The organism is Stenotrophomonas sp. X (genome assembly GCF_055721025.1).
In genome coordinates, this window is sequence record NZ_CM146756.1 from 3,166,749 (window position 1) to 3,184,576 (window position 17,828).

General features: G+C 68.4%; 14 protein-coding genes. 8 read left to right on the forward strand and 6 right to left on the reverse strand.

Annotated features, from left to right (window positions below):
- Positions 1–29 precede the first annotated feature (29 nt).
- Positions 30–923 carry a methylisocitrate lyase gene (gene prpB, locus ACZ75I_RS14705; RefSeq protein ID WP_088496824.1) on the reverse strand — a complete coding sequence of 298 codons (894 nt, stop codon included), beginning with the start codon at positions 921–923 and terminating at the stop codon, positions 30–32.
- A gap of 154 nt (positions 924–1,077) precedes the next feature.
- On the opposite strand from prpB, the gene prpR reads away from it, so the two are divergent.
- Positions 1,078–2,661, forward strand: a complete 1,584-nt coding sequence (gene prpR / locus ACZ75I_RS14710) for a propionate catabolism operon regulatory protein PrpR (protein ID WP_472958156.1) — start codon at positions 1,078–1,080, stop codon at positions 2,659–2,661.
- A gap of 57 nt (positions 2,662–2,718) precedes the next feature.
- Here prpR and ACZ75I_RS14715 read toward each other — a convergent pair whose 3' ends face one another.
- Complete coding sequence (locus ACZ75I_RS14715; RefSeq protein ID WP_472958157.1) at positions 2,719–3,078, reverse strand: YqfO family protein; 360 nt, start codon at positions 3,076–3,078, stop codon at positions 2,719–2,721.
- A gap of 9 nt (positions 3,079–3,087) precedes the next feature.
- Positions 3,088–3,687, reverse strand: a complete 600-nt coding sequence (gene pdxH, locus ACZ75I_RS14720) for a pyridoxamine 5'-phosphate oxidase (protein WP_061478862.1) — start codon at positions 3,685–3,687, stop codon at positions 3,088–3,090.
- A gap of 40 nt (positions 3,688–3,727) precedes the next feature.
- Here pdxH and ACZ75I_RS14725 point away from each other — a divergent pair, with 40 nt between their 5' ends.
- Positions 3,728–4,555: a kinase gene (locus ACZ75I_RS14725; protein WP_346476792.1), complete on the forward strand. Its 828-nt coding sequence runs from the start codon at positions 3,728–3,730 to the stop codon at positions 4,553–4,555.
- Positions 4,556–4,561: 6 nt separating this feature from the next.
- Here the strand turns inward: ACZ75I_RS14725 and ACZ75I_RS14730 are convergent, their stop codons facing one another.
- Positions 4,562–4,765 carry a dodecin family protein gene (locus tag ACZ75I_RS14730; RefSeq protein ID WP_005410663.1) on the reverse strand — a complete coding sequence of 68 codons (204 nt, stop codon included), beginning with the start codon at positions 4,763–4,765 and terminating at the stop codon, positions 4,562–4,564.
- Between the two features lie 98 nt (positions 4,766–4,863).
- On the opposite strand from ACZ75I_RS14730, the gene ACZ75I_RS14735 reads away from it, so the two are divergent.
- From ACZ75I_RS14735 to mdtD, 5 genes are all read left to right on the forward strand, one after another.
- The gene (locus ACZ75I_RS14735) at positions 4,864–5,406 is read left to right on the forward strand and encodes a shikimate kinase (RefSeq protein WP_061478864.1); all 543 of its coding nucleotides are present in this window, start codon (positions 4,864–4,866) and stop codon (positions 5,404–5,406) included.
- On the forward strand, positions 5,403–6,515 hold the full coding sequence (aroB, locus tag ACZ75I_RS14740; protein WP_154351239.1) for a 3-dehydroquinate synthase: 1,113 nt from the start codon (positions 5,403–5,405) through the stop codon (positions 6,513–6,515). Before ACZ75I_RS14735 ends, aroB begins: the two co-directional genes overlap by 4 nt.
- 120 nt (positions 6,516–6,635) lie before the next feature.
- Complete coding sequence (locus tag ACZ75I_RS14745) at positions 6,636–6,875, forward strand: WGR domain-containing protein (protein ID WP_053498927.1); 240 nt, start codon at positions 6,636–6,638, stop codon at positions 6,873–6,875.
- Positions 6,876–6,900: 25 nt separating this feature from the next.
- Positions 6,901–7,983, forward strand: coding sequence for a uroporphyrinogen decarboxylase (gene hemE, locus ACZ75I_RS14750; RefSeq protein ID WP_111200754.1), 1,083 nt, complete (start codon positions 6,901–6,903; stop codon positions 7,981–7,983).
- Between the two features lie 92 nt (positions 7,984–8,075).
- A complete protein-coding gene (mdtD, locus tag ACZ75I_RS14755) occupies positions 8,076–9,485 on the forward strand; it encodes a multidrug transporter subunit MdtD (protein ID WP_111200755.1) in 1,410 nt (469 codons plus the stop codon).
- Positions 9,486–9,857: 372 nt separating this feature from the next.
- Here mdtD and ACZ75I_RS14760 read toward each other — a convergent pair whose 3' ends face one another.
- Together ACZ75I_RS14760 and ACZ75I_RS14765 are read right to left on the reverse strand one after the other, a co-directional pair.
- Entirely contained in the window at positions 9,858–13,385 is a 3,528-nt protein-coding gene (locus ACZ75I_RS14760) for a hybrid sensor histidine kinase/response regulator (protein ID WP_472958159.1), read from the reverse strand.
- Positions 13,386–13,481: 96 nt separating this feature from the next.
- Positions 13,482–17,024, reverse strand: a complete 3,543-nt coding sequence (locus ACZ75I_RS14765) for a sensor histidine kinase (RefSeq protein ID WP_472958160.1) — start codon at positions 17,022–17,024, stop codon at positions 13,482–13,484.
- A 164-nt stretch (positions 17,025–17,188) separates the two neighbouring features.
- On the opposite strand from ACZ75I_RS14765, the gene ACZ75I_RS14770 reads away from it, so the two are divergent.
- Positions 17,189–17,821: a YceI family protein gene (locus ACZ75I_RS14770; protein WP_088496806.1), complete on the forward strand. Its 633-nt coding sequence runs from the start codon at positions 17,189–17,191 to the stop codon at positions 17,819–17,821.
- Positions 17,822–17,828: the final 7 nt, after the last annotated feature.

Genomic DNA, 17,828 nt, shown 5'->3' on the forward strand with positions numbered 1-17,828 from the left:
CTCCGAAACTTGATGGTGCAGGGTACTGCTTATTTCTTGGCGGCGAACAGCGCATCGAGCTGCTGCTCGAAGGCGTGGTAGCCGATGCGGTCGTAGAGTTCCTCGCGGGTCTGCATGGTCTCCACCACATTGCGCTGGTGGCCATCGCGGCGCACCGCCTGGTAGACGTTCTCGGCCGCCTTGTTGGCCGCGCGGAACGCCGACAGCGGGAACAGCTGGATCGCAACACCGGCCGAAGCCAGTTCATCGCGGCTGAACAGCGGGGTGGCACCGAATTCGGTGATGTTGGCCAGCACCGGCACCTTCACCGCGTCGACGAAGCGGCGGTAGGTGTCCAGATCGTAGGCCGCCTCAGCGAAGATTCCGTCGGCACCAGCCTCGACACAGGCGATGGCGCGCTCGATGGCCTTGTCCACGCCGTCCACCTGGATGGCGTCGGTACGCGCGATCAGGAAGAAGTCCGGATCGGTCCTGGCATCGGCGGCCGCCTTCACGCGGTCGACCATTTCACCCTGCGAGACGATCTCCTTGCCCGGACGGTGACCGCAGCGTTTGGCGCCGACCTGGTCCTCGATGTGGCAGGCGGCCGCGCCGGCCTTGATCAGCGACTTCACGGTGCGCGCGATGTTGAACGCGCTCGGGCCGAAGCCGGTGTCGATGTCCACCATCAACGGCAGGTCGCAGACATCGGTGATGCGGCGCACGTCCACCAGCACGTCTTCCAGGGTGTTGATGCCCAGGTCCGGCAGGCCCAGCGAGCCTGCGGCAACACCACCGCCGGACAGATAGATGGCGCGGAAGCCGGCGCGCTTGGCCAGCAGGGCGTGGTTGGCGTTGATGGCGCCGATCACCTGCAGGGGCGATTCGGCAGCCAGCGCCTCACGGAAGCGGGCACCGGCGGAGAAAGGGGCGGAAGCGGTCATGCGGCGATCCAGGTTGAAGTACGGGACAGACAGCGCAAGCCCCATGCCAAGCTGCAAGCCGTTGATTTCACGGGGACGACCGCCACGCGATAGTGAAACATATGAAACATTGAAACGGATGTATCATGAAACATCCCGTCGACCTCCCGCCGCCATGTACCCGCCCCGCTCACCCCTGCGCCATGCCGACGCCGACCCCGGTCGCCCCGTGATCTGGACGGTCAGCGTCTCTCGCCTGACCGGCCTGTTGGGCGACGTCATTCCCGAGTTCGACCGCCGTGCGCGCATCGAGCAGATCAACCTCGGCTTCGAGGAAGCGGTGGACGTGATCGGCCAACGGCTGCGCCGCGAGCACTGCGACGTAGTGATCGCCGGCGGCTCCAATGCGGCCTGGCTGCGCGGGCGGCTGGAGTTGCCACTGGTGCCGATCCAGGCCAACGGCTTCGACCTGATGGAAGCACTGGCGCGCGCGCGGCGGATCGCCAGCCGCATCGGCCTGGTCACCCACGCCAGCGACGTACCGGTGTTCAGCAACTTCCAGCAGAGTTTCGGCCTGGAGATCGAGCACCGTCGCTTCGTCACCCGCGAGGACGCACGCGATTGCATTGCCGACCTGCGTGCCAACGGCATTGAGGTGATCGTCGGCACCGGCATGGCCATTGACCATGCCGAGCAGGCCGGTCTGCCCGGCGTGCTGCTCTATTCGGCCGACTCGGTGCGGCAGGCGTTCGAACATGCGCTGGAGCTGACCCAGGCCCTGGCCCGCTCCACGGGCAGCCGGCCGCCCCTGCGCCGGCGCCCGACAGTACGCAGCGACGCGCACGAACTGCTCGGCGACAGCGACGCGATGGCGCAGGTACGCGCTCAAATCGCGCTCTACGCACCGCACGACAGCACGGTGCTGGTCACCGGCGAAACCGGCACCGGCAAGGAACTGGTAGCGCGTCAACTGCACGCCGCCAGCGGCCGTCGCGGGCGCTTCGTGGCGCTGAACTGCGGCGCCATCAGCGAATCACTGCTGGAAGCCGAACTGTTTGGCTACAGCGATGGTGCCTTCACTGGTGCACGGCGCGGTGGTCGCGTGGGCCTGGTCGAGGCCGCCGATGGCGGTACGTTGTTCCTGGATGAGATCGGCGAACTGCCGCTGCCGTTGCAGACCCGCCTGCTGCGGGTGTTGGAAGAACGTGAAGTGCTGCGCGTGGGCGCCACCGAACCGACGCCGGTCGACCTGCGCGTGGTAGCCGCCACGCTGCAATCGCTGGAGCAGCGCGCAGCAACAGGCAGCTTCCGTCGCGACCTGTATTACCGGCTGGCGGCGCTGCGCATCGCCCTGCCCTCGCTGCGTGCCCGGCGCGGGGACATTCCGCTGCTGGCACAGCACTTCTTCCGCCAGCTGCGCGGCATCGACGCGCCACTGGACGAAGCTGCGATGGCAATGTTGACCGCCGCTGAGTGGCCCGGCAACGTGCGCGAACTGCGCAATCTGGTGGATCGCCTGCGCATCCACTGGCAGCCGGCTGAAGGGTCTATTGATGCCGCGCGACTGCTGCAGCTTGCACCCGAGCTGACAAGCGAAGGCGCGACGGCACTGCCACTGGAAAGCAACGGCAAACGCCCGCCGCGTGCGCAGCTGGAAGCATTGCTGCAGGAACATCGCAATGACCGCGAGGGCATGGCACAGGCGCTGGGCGTATCACGCACCACGCTATGGCGCTGGCTGCGCGCGGAGGGGTTGTAGAGCCGGGCCCATGCTCGGCTGCGCGTGCGGAAACATCAGCCGAGCATGGGCTCGGCTCTACAACTGCAGCCCGCCGGCCAGCAGCAGCTCGATCTCCTCCACCTGCACCACCGGCATCCGCCATGGATGATGCGGCACGATGCCCTGCTCGAAGATGCGCTGCAACCGCTGCGGATCACGCGGCAGGCAGAACTCCAGGCGCACGCTGTCGACCACTTCGGTGCGCCCCGCCTCCCCCTGCGCGGGCGACGCACCCACCCGCGGGCGGAACTGCTCGAACCCCGGCGCCGACCACCACATGCCGTGCTCGTAGTCACCCCCTGCCAGGGCATCCACCGCAAGGATGCCCTGCTTCACTGCGTCCAGTGCTGCCGACGGCACGAACACCACCACGCGGTACAGCGGCAGGCGTTGCACCGGCCAGCCTTACGGATACAGCAGGCGCTTGCTCCAGCGCCCTTCGGCACCGGCTTCATAGCACCAGCGCTCGTGCAGGCGGAACTGCGCGCCGTACCAGAATTCGATACGGTCAGGCACTACCCGCAGACCACTCCAGCCGTCCGGACGCGGCACGTCCTTGCCGTCGAAACGTGCCTCGACCTCCGCCACGCGGGCATCGAACTCCTCACGCGTGGCCAGCGTCTTCGACTGCTGCGAGGCCCACGCGCCGATCTGGCTCATGCGCGGACGGCTGGCGAAATAGGCATCGGCTTCGGCATCGGCGACCTGCTCGACGCGACCCTCGATGCGCACCTGGATACCGGCCTCGCGCAGGCTGCGCCACAGGAACAGCAGTGCAGCCTGCGGATTGGCCTGCAGCTCCCGGCCCTTGTGGCTGTCCAGGTGGGTGTAGAACACGAAGCCACGCTCATCGAACGCCTTCAGCAGCACGGTGCGCGCCGAGGGACGGCCGTGCGTATCGGAGGTCGCCACGGTCATGGCGTTCGGCTCGACCTCGCGGCTCTGCCTGGCCTCTTCGAACAGGCTGGCAAACGTGGACAGGGCTTCGGCGTACAGGTCGCTCATGGTTGCGTTCTTCTCACACGGATTGGGCTATTGTGGCTGCATGGCCGCTGCTGCGTATATGCCCCAGGTGAAAGGATTCCCCGAAACATTGGCCGAACAGGCGCTCGATGATGCGCTGGGCAGCAGCGCAGCGGTTCCAGTATTGGCGATCAGCGGCCTGCAGGGGAGCGGCAAATCGACGCTGGCCGCGCAGGTCGTGGCCCGTGCCCAGGCGCGCGGCCTGAACGCGGCCACGCTGTCGATCGATGATGTCTACCTGACCCGCGCACAGCGCCAACGGCTTGCCCGCCAGGTGCATCCACTGCTGATCACCCGGGGCCCGCCGGGCACCCATGACCTGCCGCTGGCCCACGCAGTGCTGGATGCGGTGGCCGCGCGGCAGCCCTTCGCGATGCCGCGTTTCGACAAGCTGGCCGACGAACGCCTGCCAGAAGCGCAATGGCCGCGCCTGCAACAACCGCTGGACCTGCTGGTGTTCGAAGGCTGGTTCCTGGGCACGCCCGCGCAGGATGGCATCGCGCTGGACAGCCCGTTGAACGCGCTGGAGCGCGAGGCCGACGCCGATGGCCGCTGGCGGCGCTGGTGCAACCAGGCGCTGGCCCGCGACTACCCGGCGCTGTGGCAGCGCTGCGACCGGCTATGGTTCCTTCAGCCGCCGGACTTCTCGGTGGTACCGCGCTGGCGCTGGCAGCAGGAGCAGAACCTGCAGGCCGCGCAGCCGGGCCGGCACGGCATGAGCCGGCCACAGCTGGAGCGCTTCGTGCAGTACTACGAGCGGGTCAGTCGGCAGGCACTGCGCACGCTTCCCACGCTCGCCGACCACGTCGTGGTCCTGGACGGCCAGCGGCAGGTGCAGGCCGTGCGCTGAGCGCGGCTACTCCACCAGGAAGGTCACCCGCAGGTTGACCCGCCACTCGGTGATCTCGCCGCTGCCATTGGTGACCACCTTGGTCTCGTTCACCCAGGCGCCCTGGATGCCCTTGACCGTCTCGGAGACCTTCTTCAGCCCGCTGCGCACGGCGTCCTCCACGCTTTTCGGCGAGGAGGCGGTGATTTCGATGACCTTGGCGACCGTCATGGCCTGTACTCCGGCTGGCGCGGGAAACCCCGCAGGAACAGCTACCCTGACGTGAAGGACGTAAAGGCCAGGGCACGGAGGTGTTAGCATCACAGGGCATGAATCCTGCTCCGAACCTGATCCTGATCGGCCCGATGGGCGCCGGCAAAACCTGCATCGGCCGCCGCCTGGCCGAGCGCTTCACGCTGGACTTCGTGGACGTCGACCAGGCCATCGTCGATGCCGCCGGCGCCAGCATCCCGACCATTTTCGAGCACACCGGCGAAGCCGGCTTCCGCAGCCATGAGCGGCAGGCCCTGGCCCGCGTGCTGGAAGGCCGCGGCCAATTGGTCTCCACCGGCGGCGGCGCGGTGCTGGACCCCGGCAACCGCGCATTGATTGCCCGGCGCGGCTTCGTGGTCTACCTGCGGGTCGGCGTGGCCGCGCAGCTGGAACGCCTGGCCCGCGACAAGGGCAGGCCGCTGCTGCAGCGCCCGGACCGCGAGCAGGTACTGCATGATCTGGCCGCACAGCGCGACCCGCTGTACCGAGAACTGGCCGACCTCACCCTCGATACCGACCCGTATACCGCTGCCGACGCGACTGCCCAACTGGTAGTCAAGCTGGCCACGCAATGGCAGCGCCAGGACATGACCGCATGACTTCCCCCGCCCTGCTGCAGGTCGCCGTTGGCGGCGATCGCCCCTACTCCATCACCATCGGCGCCGGTGCCCTGGCCGATGGCGCTGCATTGGTTTCACACGTGCGCGGCCGCCATGTGCTGCTGCTCAGCGATAGCGAAGTGGCTCCGCGCTATATGGCGTCGGTCAAGCAGACGTTGTTGACCGCACGCCCCGACCTGATCGTCGGCGAGCACGTGCTGGCCGCCGGCGAAGCCTCGAAGACGCTGGCCGAATTCGGCCGTGCGATCGAAGCGCTGGCCGCGCTCGGCGCCACCCGCGACGCCTGCGTGTTCGCCCTCGGCGGCGGCGTGGTCGGTGATCTCGCCGGTTTTGCCGCCGCCTGCTGGATGCGCGGCGTGGACTGCGTGCAGCTGCCGACCACCCTGTTGGCGATGGTCGATTCGTCGGTGGGCGGCAAGACCGCGGTCGACATCCCTGCCGGCAAGAACCTGGTCGGCGCGTTCCATCCACCGCGTGCGGTGATCGCTGATACCCGCGTGCTGGCTACCCTGCCGCCGCGCGAACTGCGCGCGGGCCTGGCCGAAGTGGTGAAGTACGGCGCGCTGGGCGATGCGGTGTTCTTCGAATGGCTGCAGCAGCATGCCGATGCGCTGCTGGCCGGCGAGGATGCCACGCTGGCCGAAGCCATCGCGCGCAGCTGCCGGCACAAGGCCGCCATCGTCGAGCGCGATCCGTTCGAGAAGGGCGAGCGTGCCCTGCTCAATCTCGGCCACACCTTCGGCCATGCCATCGAGACCGAGCAGGGCTACTCGGCTCCTGGCCGCGATGCGCTGAACCATGGCGAAGCCGTGGCGGTGGGCATGGTGCTGGCGGCAAAGCTGTCCACCGACCTGGGCCTGGCCGACGACGCCGACCGCGCTCGCCTGCAGGCACTGTTGGAACGCCTCGGCCTGCCGGTGGCGATCCCGGCCGGGCTGGACCCGCAGGCCCTGCTCGGCCGCATGCGCCTGGACAAGAAGAATGTGGCCGGCCGCCTGCGCCTGGTGCTGTGGCGCGGCATGGGCCGCGCCGAAGTGGTGCCGGACGTGGATGAAGCGGCGGTGCTGAAGGTGCTGGGCGCGGGCTGACCTTTCCGCGTTCGCCGGGCATGGCCCGGCGCTGACGGATTGTGCTGCGGCATGAAGCGCAGCCGAGCGTGGGCTCGGCTCTACAGGTCCGTGCTGCCCCGGGACGATACAATCGGCGCCATGCACGTCTACCTGCAACATCCCGACGCCGGTGCGCAGGCACCGCGTTTCCTGCGCCTGAGCCTGCAGCCGGACCTGTTCGGCGGCTGGGAGCTGCTGCGCGAGAGCGGCCGCGTCGGCAGCCGCTCGCAGCTGCGGCGCGAGCTGTTCCTGCAGGCCGACGACGCCCGCCACGCCTTCGAGAAGGCCCGCGATGCCGAACTGCATCGCGGCTTCCAGATCCTTTCGCACGGCGACTGACGCCGCTGCTCCTCCCGTCCAAGGAATGCCCATCGTGACCAGCCCTCTCCGCAACGATCGCCTGCTGCGCGCCCTGCGCCGCGAACCGGTGGACTGCACCCCCGTCTGGCTGATGCGCCAGGCCGGCCGCTACCTGCCGGAGTACCGCGCGACCCGGGCCAAGGCCGGTAGCTTCCTGGCCATGGCCAAGACCCCGGAGATCGCCTGCGAAGTCACCCTTCAGCCGCTGCGCCGGTTCCCGCTGGACGCAGCCATCCTTTTCTCGGACATCCTCACCATTCCCGATGCGATGGGCCTGGAGCTGTACTTCGTCGAAGGCGAAGGCCCGAAGTTCCGCCACCCGGTGCGTGATGAAGCGGCCATCGCCAGGCTGGCCGTGCCGGACATGGAACAGGACCTGGGCTATGTGATGGACGCGGTGCGCCTGATCCGCCGCGAACTGGATGGCCAGGTGCCGTTGATCGGCTTCTCCGGCAGCCCGTGGACGCTGGCCTGCTACATGGTGGAAGGCGGCGGCAGCAAGGACTTTGCACGCATCAAGGCGATGGCGCTGAACCACCCCCAGGCCCTGCACCGCCTGCTGGAGGTCACCACTGAAGCGGTGATCGCCTACCTCGGCGCGCAGCGTGCGGCTGGTGCGCAGGCGCTGCAGGTGTTCGACACCTGGGGTGGCGTGCTGTCGCCGTCGATGTACCGCGAGTTCTCGCTGCGTTACCTGCAGCGCATTGCCGAGGGCCTGGAGCGTGGCGAAGGCAGCGGGCGCACGCCGCTGATCCTGTTCGGCAAGGGCACCGGCCTGCACCTGGAAGCACTGTCGCAGACCGGCGCCGATGCACTTGGCCTGGACTGGACGCTGGACCTGGACGAAGCAATGCGCCGCACCGGTGGTCGCGTTGCCCTGCAGGGCAACCTCGACCCGACCACGCTGTACGCCTCGCCGGATGCGATCGCCACGGCCGCAGCGCGCGTGCTCGACACCTATGCCGCCGGCAACGGCGGCTCGCGCGAAGGCCATGTGTTCAACCTCGGCCACGGCATGTCGCCGGACATGGACCCGGCGCACGTGCAGGTCCTGGTCGACGCGGTGCACGCGCACAGCCAACGCTGAGCATTCCGCATGCCATCACGGCGCGATGTTGATCGCGCCGTGACCCGCAGTGCGCGATCATGGCGGCCCCCACGCTGCACCGGCCACACCCCATGCCCACATCGCCATCGACCTACAACCGCCAGCGTCCCCTGCTGTGGCTGGTGTCCCTGGCGATCTTCATGCAGATGCTGGACTCGACCATCGTCAACACGGCGTTGCCGGCAATGGCAGCCAGCCTGGGCGAGAGCCCGCTGCAGATGCAGTCGGTGGTGTTCAGCTATGCGCTGGCGGTCGCCACGTTCATTCCCGCCTCGGGCTGGATCGCCGACCGCTATGGCACCCGGCGCACCTTCCTGGTGGCGATCATCCTGTTCACCCTCGGCTCGCTGGCCTGCGCGTTGGCCCAGCACCTGCACCAGCTGGTTGGCGCGCGCGTGCTGCAGGGCGTCGGCGGTGCGATGCTGCTGCCGGTCGGCCGGCTGGCGGTGATGCGCTCGGTGCCGCGCGAGGATTTCCTGCGCGCGATGAGCTTCATCGCCATCCCCGCGCTGGTCGGCCCGCTGATCGGCCCGACGCTGGGCGGCTGGCTGGTCGAGATCGCCTCATGGCACTGGGTGTTCCTGATCAACCTGCCGATCGGCGTGATCGGTTTCATCGCCGCGATGAAGATCATGCCCGACCACTACGCCAGCCATCGCACCCGTTTCGACCTGCGCGGCTACATCATGCTGGCCTTTGCGATGGTGGTGCTGTCGCTGGCATTGGACGGCATCTCGGGACTCGGCACCCCGCACGCGCTGGTGATGCTGATGACGGTCGCGGGCCTGGCTGCGCTGGTGGGCTACTGGCTGCATGCCGCCAATTCCACCGCGCCCTTGTTCTCGCTGGCCCTGTTCCGCGTACCCAGCTACCGCATCGGAATCCTCGGCAACCTGTTCTCGCGCATCGGCAGCAGCGCCATGCCGATGCTGATCCCGCTGCTGCTGCAGGTCGGCCTCGGTCTGGGCCCGATGAACGCCGGCCTGATGATGGTACCGGTGGCGGCCGCCGGCATGGTCTCAAAGAAACTGGCAGTGAAGCTGGTCGAACGTTACGGCTACCGCCGCGTGCTGATGACCAACACCGTGCTGGTGGGGCTGGCAATGGCCAGCTTCATCCTGATGACACCTGGCCAGCACCTGGCCTGGCGCCTGGTGCAGCTTGCATTCTTCGGCGCGGTCAATTCACTGCAGTTCACCGTGATGAACACCGTGACGCTGCGCGACCTTGACCGCGAATTCGCCAGTTCCGGCAACAGCCTGCTGTCGATGGTGATGATGCTGGCCGCCGGTTTCGGCGCCGCGGCGGCCGGCAGCCTGCTGGCCGCGTTCGGCAATCACCTGGACAGCAACAGCGCGACCGCCGCGCTGCATGCCACATTCCTGTGCGTGGGCGCGATCACCCTGACCTCGACGATGATCTTCTGGCAGCTGCCTGACACCAAGCCCGAACCGCGGCAGGTCGAGCACGTCGCGGAGTGAGGGTGGTTCGGCAGGCCCTGCGGCCCTGCACCTGCGGTAGTGCCGGCCGCTGGCCGGCAACAGCAACAGCCAAAGCGGCATTCCGTGGGTTGGCGGGGCAGTGTCGCAGTGCGGGGACGCCGCAAGTACGTGCTTGTAAGCTTGGCAGCCGCATCCATGCGGCTGACACCCCGCACTGCGACACCGCCCCACCTCTGACAGACTCCGGCGGCTCTTGATAGGTGTCGACCTTGGTCGACACATCTGTCAGATATCGAAATCGATCTGGGGTCAGATCCGTTTTCCTACGGGAAACGGATCTGACCCCACGCCATTTCGACAGCACGCAGAATTCTGTCGAAGGCGGGTGCAGGGCCGCAGGCCTTGCAGAACCTACCTACCCGTGACCCTGGCGATCGCTTCCACCAAGAGCTCACCAGTCACCGGCTTGCGCAGGAAGCCGCCGATGCCGGCCGCTTCCACCTGCTGCTGCAGGTCCGGATCGGTCCTCGCGGTCACCGCCAGCAGCGGCAGCATGTAGCCCTGGTTGCGCAGGTGCTGGGCCAGTTCGAAACCACTCAGGCCCGGCAGGTCCAGATCCAGCAGGCCGACATCGAAATCGCCGGCACTGATCTCGCGCAGCGCCGCCAGCGCATGGCCGGCATGCACCACCTCGTGGCCGCGTGCGCTCAACAGGCCACGCACCACGTCGGCCACGGTGGCATCATCCTCGACCAGCAGCACCCGCAGCGGCGGCATGTTCGCCGCTTCGTCGCGATGCCCCTCGGCCGATGCCTCGGCATCGCTGTTCACCACCAGCGGCAACGGCAAGGTCACGCCGAAACAGGTGCCCCGGCCCAGTTGGCTCTCCACCTGGATCCGCCCCTGCATCGCATGCGCCAGCTCGCGGCAGATCGCCAGGCCGAGGCCACTGCCACCGTACTGCGCCGCGGTACGTGCACCATCGGCCTGCTCGAAGCGACGGAACAGGCGCTGCTGCTGTTCCTGGCTGATGCCCGGGCCGGTATCGCGCACCTCGAAGTGCAGCGCGCGCAGCTCGCCATCGCAACGTGCGTGCAGGGTGATAGTGCCGCGGCTGGTGAATTTCACTGCGTTCGACAGCAGGTTGAGCAGGATCTGCCGCACGCGCATGGCATCACCGGTCGCCTGCAGGCCCGGCGGCAGCTGGTTGTCGAGGACGAAGCGCAGGCCCTTCTGCGCAGCCAGCGGGCCCATCAGCGCCGCCAGATCCTGCAACAGGCCATTCAACGCAAACGACTGCGACTGCAGTTCCAGGCGCCCGGACTCGATCCGCGCCAGGTCCAGCGCATCGTTGACCAGGTGCAGCAGGTGCTCGCCAGCATGCCGGATCGACTGCGTGTAGCCACGCTGCTGCGGGTCCAGTGGCGAGGCCAGCAGCAGCTCGCTCATGCCCAGCACGCCGGTCATCGGCGTGCGGATCTCATGGCCAAGGTTGGCCAGGAAGCGGGTCTTGGCCGCCGACGCCTGCTCGGCCAGTTCCTGCTTGTGCAGCGCCAGCTGATAGGCGTGGCGCCGCTGCAGGCGACGTCGGTACAACCAGGCAAACCAGCTGGTCAGCAGCAACCCGACCGACGCCAGCACCAGCAGGCCGGACAGGCTGCGCCACCACGGCGGCTGCACGCGGAATTCCAGGCTCTGCACCCGCGACCACACATGGTCGGCCGAGCGGGCCTGTACTTCCAGCCGGTAGCTGCCCGGCGCCAGGCGCGAGAACAGGCGCTCGCCGGCCGGGCCGACTTCGACCCAATCGGGGTCGTAGCCGGCCAGGCGGTAGCGGTACGTATTGGACGCCGAGTCGGCGAAGGACAGCAATCGCGCGACGATGCGCAGGTCGCGGTCGCCATCGGCGATCTGCAACGGCGCATCGTGGGTCATGTCCAGCACCTGCTCGTTGCGGCGCACTTCCACCCGCTCGATCACCAGCGGGGCGCGACGGACCGAAGGCCGTACCTGCTCCGGGTCGAACACCACCGCGCCCGCTGCCGTTCCGGCCACCAGGTGGCCATCGGCCGCTGCGATCAAGGTGTGTTCGCGGAATTCCTGGCTGGGCAGGCCGTCGTGCACGCCGTACAGGCGCACGCTCTGCCCATCGGCACTGACGCGTACCAGGCCGCGTGCGCTGGTCGCCCAGGCCACGCCCTGCGCATCCACCACCAGGCCGGAGGCGGAGATCGCCGGATAGCCCTGTTCGGCACCGACCACCGCCTGCCGTTCCAGCCGCCCCTGGCTCCAGCGGTAACGGGACAGTCGACCATCCTCGGACAACCAGACCTGACCGTCACGGCCCACATGCAACGCATGGATCGCCGTTGCCGGCGCGCCCGGCACCGGCTGGAAGCGCTCGCTTTCCGGCAGCCACTGCAGCAGGCCACGGCTGCTGGCCAGCCAGATGTGGTCCTGCGGCCCGCATTCCACATCAAGGTTGAGCTGGCCCTGCTGCAGGCCGCGCTGGCCATTGTCCAGCTGGCGCCGCACGTGGCCGTCGAGGTCGCGCTGCTGCAGGCCTGCGGGCAGCATCAACCAGAGGCTGTCGCCGTCGCAGGTCATCATTGCTTCGACCACCCCTTCCATCGCCGCATCTGCACCGGCATCACGGCCCCAACGACGCAGTTCGCGCCGTTGCGGGTCGTAGCGCACCAGCGCATCGGTCGATCCAATCCAGACCTGCCCACGCCGGTCCTCACGCACCGAGGTCAACCAGTGCATGCCGTTGACCCAGGTGCGATGCTGCTCGATCCTGCCGGTCTTCGGATCGAAGCGGTCCAGCGCGCCATGGCTGCCCACCGTCCAGACGCCGCCGTTGCTGGAGGGGCTGGTACCCAGCACGAGTGCATTGCGCAGCGAGCTGGGGTCGTCCTCCAGGCGCGACAGCACCGAGAACTGCCACCAGCGTGGCAGCAGGTGCCACAGCCCGGCATTGGTGCTGGCCAACCAGATGCCACCTTCGCGGTCCTCGTAGGCACCGGTCCAGTTCGGCCGTACCGGACCGCGCGCGATCGCGCTGTACAGCGGCACGGTCTGGTACTGGCCATCGACCGCACGCCCCAGCCCGGTGCGTGTATCCAGCCAGTGCCCGCCCTGCTCGTCGCGCAGCATCATGCCCAGCACCTGCTCGCCCGGCGGCAGCTTCCACGGGGGGGCTTCGAAGCGGCCATCCGGGCGGCGCACGGTGGCGCCGGCCATCGTGCTGATCCACAGGCTGCCATCCGGCTCGACGGTCAGCCCGTTGATCAGCAGGCTGGGGATGATGTCCGTACCGACACGCTCGAAGTCGGTCCCGGTCCAGCGCGCCACGCCATGCTTGGTGCCGATCCACAGGCTGCCATCGGCCAGCGTGGCCAGGTAGGGCACCGACGACGAAGGCAGGCTGCGCGGATTGTTCGGCTCGGGCAGGAAGCGCTGCAGGCGATCCTGGCTGTCCAGGCGGTACAGGCCGCCTTCGTGGGTACCGAACCAGATCGAGCCATCAGGCGTGCTGGCCAGGCTCCAGACCGTGTTGGTACCCATCAACGGCTGGCTGCTGCGGTCGTAGAAGTGCAGCTGGCGGCGGTCGGCCGACATGCGCACCAGGCCGGCGTTCTCGGTGCCTATCCACAACTGGTTGCGGGCATCGACCAGCACCGTCCAGATGCGGTTGTCACGCAGTCCATCCTCGGAACGCCACACGCGGTAGGTGCGGCCGTCATAGCGGGCCAGGCCATCGTTGGTGGCGATCCACAGGTAGCCGTAACGGTCCTCGGCCATGCGGTTGACGGTATTGGACGGCAGGCCATCGAACACCGTCACCTGCCGCGGGCTCGGAGGCACCGGCTGTGCCGCAGCGGGCAACGCGCAGCACAGGAGGACCAGCAGCAGCATCGCCGCCCGCAGATACACCACCGATTGCCTCCTCACGCTGGTCCTGATGATTCCCGCGCTGCGGGCGTCGGCATGGTAAACCGAAAGTCGCGCCGTTCACGCCCTGCGTCGGCGTCGTCACGCAGTCGCCTGTCGTTTCGCGCGCGCCTGGGCAATGGCCGTCACCAGCAGGTCGCCGGTCACCGGCTTGCGCAGGAAGCCATCGAAGCCTGCGGCCAGCACCTGGGTTTCGGCATAGGCATCGGAACGGGCGGTCACCGCCACCAGCGGCAGTTCATAGCCCATGGTGCGCAGCTGGCGGGCGATGGCCGTACCGTCCAGCGCGGGCAGATCGAGATCGAGCAGGCCGACGTCGAAACCATCGGTGGCGATCTCCGACAGCGCGCCCAGGCCATGCAGCACGTGGACCACCTCATGCCCGCGCACGCGCAGCAGGCCGGCGATGACCTCGGCCACCGTGGCATCGTCCTCGACCAGCAGGATGCGCAGCGGCGGCAGTTCCGGCAGGGCCGCCACGTCGCCTGCACTGTTGGCGGCCTGGCGCGTCCAGGGCAGGGGCAGGCGCACGCGGAACCGCGCGCCCTTGCCAGGCTGGCTGTCCACTTCGATGCGCCCCCCCATCGCCACCGCCAGTTCCTGGCAGATCGCCAGCCCCAGGCCACTGCCGCCGTAGCGCGACGCGGTACGCGGGCCGTCGGCCTGTTCGAAACGATGGAACAGGCGCTGCTGCTGCTCGGCGTTGATGCCCGGGCCGCTGTCATGGACTTCGAAACACAGGCCGCCCTTTTCTTCCAGGCGTACGGCCAGGCCGACGTGGCCGCGCTCGGTGAATTTGATCGCGTTGCCGAGCAGGTTCAGCAGGATCTGGCGCACGCGCATCTCGTCGCCACTGACACTGATCGGCCCGGGCGGGTCTTCGCCGCGCTGGAACACCAGCTGGCGTTGCTGCGCCATCGGCTGCATCAGGCCCTGCACCTGGTCCAGCAGCTCCCCCAGATCGAACGGGCGCAGGTCCAGCTCCAGCCGCCCGGCTTCGATCCGGGCCAGATCCAGGGCATCGTTGACCAGCCGCAGCAGATGGCTGCCGGCCTGCTGGATGGACCCGGCGTAGCCGCGCTGCACCGGATCCAGCGGGGTCGCCAGCAGCAGTTCGCTCATGCCCAGCACGCCGGTCATCGGCGTGCGGACTTCGTGGCCCAGCGTGGCCAGGAAACGGCTCTTGGCCTGCGAGGCCTGCTCGGCCAGCTGCTGCTTGTGCACCGTCAGCTGCCATTGCTGGCGGCGGCGCAACCGCGCGCGGATCGACCAGACCAGAACCACCACCAGCAACGACCCCAGCAGGATGTAGCCGAATATCGCCATGCCGCTGCGCCACCACGGCGGCAGCACCTTCACCTGCAACTGCTGCGAAGGCGTCCACGTGCCCCGGGCAGTCGCAGCCTGCACCTCGATGACATAGCGGCCGGTCGGCAGCCGCGACAGGGTGCGCTGGCCATCGCCCCCCTGCTCCACCCAATCCTGGTCGTAACCCTGCACGCGGAAGCGGTACCGGTTGCCCTGCGGGCTGGCATAGGACAGCAGCCGCGCATCGATCTGCAGATCGCGGTCGTCCGGTCCCAGCAGCAGGGTGCCGGTGAGCGGCAGCGGTTGCCAGCCGCGTGCGTCGTCGCGCCGCACACGCACTTCGGCGATCACCAGCGATGAAGGCGGCAGCACGGTGTCGTCGGCATTCACATCAAAGGCGACCAGGCCGGTCTGGGTAACCGCCAACACGCGGCCATCGGCATTCACCGCAGGTGGCCGACCGGTGAACTCGGCATCGGACAGGCCATCGCGTTCGTTGAACTGTTGCAAGCGCCGCGTCTTCGGGTCCCACCGCAGCAGGCCGCGCGGCGTCGTGGCCCAGAGCTGGCCATTGTCGGCCAGCGCCAGCCCCCCCATGGTCACCGGCGGCACGCCCGCACTGCCGTCGATGCGCTGGATCAGGCGCAGGCTCATGCCATCCCACTGGTAGCGCTCGAAGGCGCCTTGGCGCGCCAGCCACAACTGCTGCGGATCGATCCATACCAGATCGTAGATCGGGCCGCGCGACACGCCGGGCACTGCCTCGAAGCGTCCGGCCTGCTCACGCCAGATGCCCATGTCGCCCATCACCCAGGGCCGGCCATGGGCGTCGAAGCGGATCTGCTCGATCGGCGCATCGGCCGTCCCGCGGAAATGTTCCAGCGGATGACTGTGCAGCAGCCGGCCCTCTGCATCGCGCTGCTGCAGGTCCAGGCCCATCACCGACACCCACACCGTGCCATCAGGGGCCTGCCGCATCAGGTCGATGCGCTGGCGCAGGTCGGCACTGCCATCGATCCGCAGGTCACGCAATGCGCCGGTGGCCGGATCGTAGACGGTGATGCGGCCGCCGCGTCCCAGCCACAGGCGACCATCCGGGCGCGGCAGCACCGACCACACCACGCCGTTGCCGAGCTGCCGGTCGCTGGCCAGCAGACGCAGGGTGCCCTGCGCATCGAGCTGGTACACCCCTCGCGCCGAGCCGACGTAGTAGTTCTTCCCATCGCTGGCCGCGCTCAACAGGTACTGGCTGTCCAGGGGCTTGCCGTCGAGCTGGTTCCAGATCGAGAAGCGCCGCCAGTCCGGTGGCAGATAGGCCAGGCCCTGGGTCAGCAACGCCACCCACAGTCCGCCCTCGTGGTCCTGCAGCAGGTCAAGCACACCGCTGTGCGCGGTCAGGAAGCCGCTGCCGCGGTCCCCCTCCAGGCGGCGCAACGCCGCCGCATCCCCTCGCAACAGGCCATCGGAGGTACCCGCCCAGTAGCCCCCCTGGCGATCGGCCAGGACCAGGGCCGACCGCAGCTGGGCACTGTCGGCCCATCGCGGGCGACTGACCCGGTCCTGCCCATCGATGCGGTAGAGGCCATCGTTCTGGCTGCCTACCCAGATCGAACCGTCTGCATCACGGCTCAACCGGAGCACGCTCAGCCTACCCAGTTCCCGCGCGGCCACCGGCTCGAAGCCGCTGCCGTTCCAACGCGCCACACCGGCTTCGGTGCCGACCCACAGGCGGCCCCGCGCGTCGATCAGGCTGGTGAAGATGCTGTTGCTGGGCAGGCCACCCGGGTGCGCCGGATCATGGGTGTAGAGGCGCACGCTGCCGTCTTCGCCGAAACGGCAGACGCCATGGTTGTTGGTCCCGATCCACAACGCGTCGTCGACATAGGCCAGTGCCCAGAACTGCCCCTGGCAGGTGGAATTGACCGTACCGAAGGTCTGGAAGCGCTCGCGGTCGGCATCCAGGCGCGCCACGCCCTTGCCATTGATGCCCACCCAGACCCGGTCCAGCGGGTCGATCAGCAGGGTCTCGATCTCGTTGCCAGGCAACGAGCCCGGCTGTTCCGGGTCGTGCTCCCAGACCCGCAGGCTGTTGCCGTCATAGCGGGCGAGTCCACCATCGGTGGCAGCCCACACGTGGCCCTGGCGATCCTCGGCCAGCGCCACCACCATGCGAGACGGCAAGCCTTCGGCGGCACCGAAGCGGCGCAGGCGTGGTGTTTCTGCCATGTGCAGGGTCGCAGCCGCCGTGGCCATCGCCATCAGCAGCAGTCCCATACCTGCGATGCCACGGCACCACAGGCGCCAGCCGCTCGTCATCCTGAACCCCCTGTCCTGCGCCGATTGTCACACAGGGCCGGGGTCATGGCTGCAACAGCCTGTTTCCAGCGGCGGCACCACCACGAACTGTTGCACCCATGCACGCAACGTTGGCAGGGGGCTGTGCGTATGATCGCAGCGTCCCCTTCCGGAGCCCGCCATCGATGCGTCCCTGTCTGGCCCTGCTGCCGATGCTGCTCGCCACCGCCCCTGCCTGGGCGGCCGCTGACACCTATCGCCTCGATCCGGTGCACACGCGGGTGCTGTTCTCGATCGACCACGCAGGCTACTCGCAGGCCATGGGCACGGTATCGGGCAGCGAGGGGCGCGTGCGGTTCGATCCCGACAACTGGCGCGACGCCACCGTGGAAGTGGATGTCCCGGTGTCGCGACTGGACCTTGGTGATGCCAAGTGGAACCAGGCCACGTTGGCCCGCAGCCTGCTCGACGGCGAGCGTTTCCCGACCGCGCGGTTCGTCTCCACCAAGGTCGAGCCGATCGATGCCAGGCGCGCGCACGTGTCCGGCACGCTGACCCTGCGCGGGGTCAGCCAGGAAGTCACGCTGGATGTGACCCTCAACGCCATCAAGCGCTACCCGCTTCCCCCGTTCCGACGCACCGCCGGTTTTTCCGCCAGCACCACGCTGAGCCGGCGCGCGTTCGGCATCACCGCCTGGCCGGGCGTCATCGGTGATGCAGTACAGCTGAGGATCGAGGCTGAAGCCACCCTCGACCGCAGCGACGCCCCGGGAACTCCCGCTCCCGTTCCGCACTCCGACCCCAAGACGGCCCCCTAGAGGACCC

What these genes read in the sequence shown, in the direction of transcription:
- hemE (WP_111200754.1), top strand. Translation starts at nt 6,901, where the DNA reads ATGCCCATCGTGACCAGCCCTCTCCGCAACGATCGCCTGCTGCGCGCC.
- ACZ75I_RS14730 (WP_005410663.1), bottom strand. Translation starts at nt 4,765, where the DNA reads ATGACGGTCGCCAAGGTCATCGAAATCACCGCCTCCTCGCCGAAAAGC.
- aroB (WP_154351239.1), top strand. Translation starts at nt 5,403, where the DNA reads ATGACTTCCCCCGCCCTGCTGCAGGTCGCCGTTGGCGGCGATCGCCCC.
- ACZ75I_RS14765 (WP_472958160.1), bottom strand. Translation starts at nt 17,024, where the DNA reads ATGACGAGCGGCTGGCGCCTGTGGTGCCGTGGCATCGCAGGTATGGGA.
- ACZ75I_RS14725 (WP_346476792.1), top strand. Translation starts at nt 3,728, where the DNA reads ATGGCCGCTGCTGCGTATATGCCCCAGGTGAAAGGATTCCCCGAAACA.
- prpB (WP_088496824.1), bottom strand. Translation starts at nt 923, where the DNA reads ATGACCGCTTCCGCCCCTTTCTCCGCCGGTGCCCGCTTCCGTGAGGCG.
- ACZ75I_RS14770 (WP_088496806.1), top strand. Translation starts at nt 17,189, where the DNA reads ATGCGTCCCTGTCTGGCCCTGCTGCCGATGCTGCTCGCCACCGCCCCT.
- prpR (WP_472958156.1), top strand. Translation starts at nt 1,078, where the DNA reads ATGTACCCGCCCCGCTCACCCCTGCGCCATGCCGACGCCGACCCCGGT.
- ACZ75I_RS14735 (WP_061478864.1), top strand. Translation starts at nt 4,864, where the DNA reads ATGAATCCTGCTCCGAACCTGATCCTGATCGGCCCGATGGGCGCCGGC.
- pdxH (WP_061478862.1), bottom strand. Translation starts at nt 3,687, where the DNA reads ATGAGCGACCTGTACGCCGAAGCCCTGTCCACGTTTGCCAGCCTGTTC.
- mdtD (WP_111200755.1), top strand. Translation starts at nt 8,076, where the DNA reads ATGCCCACATCGCCATCGACCTACAACCGCCAGCGTCCCCTGCTGTGG.
- ACZ75I_RS14745 (WP_053498927.1), top strand. Translation starts at nt 6,636, where the DNA reads ATGCACGTCTACCTGCAACATCCCGACGCCGGTGCGCAGGCACCGCGT.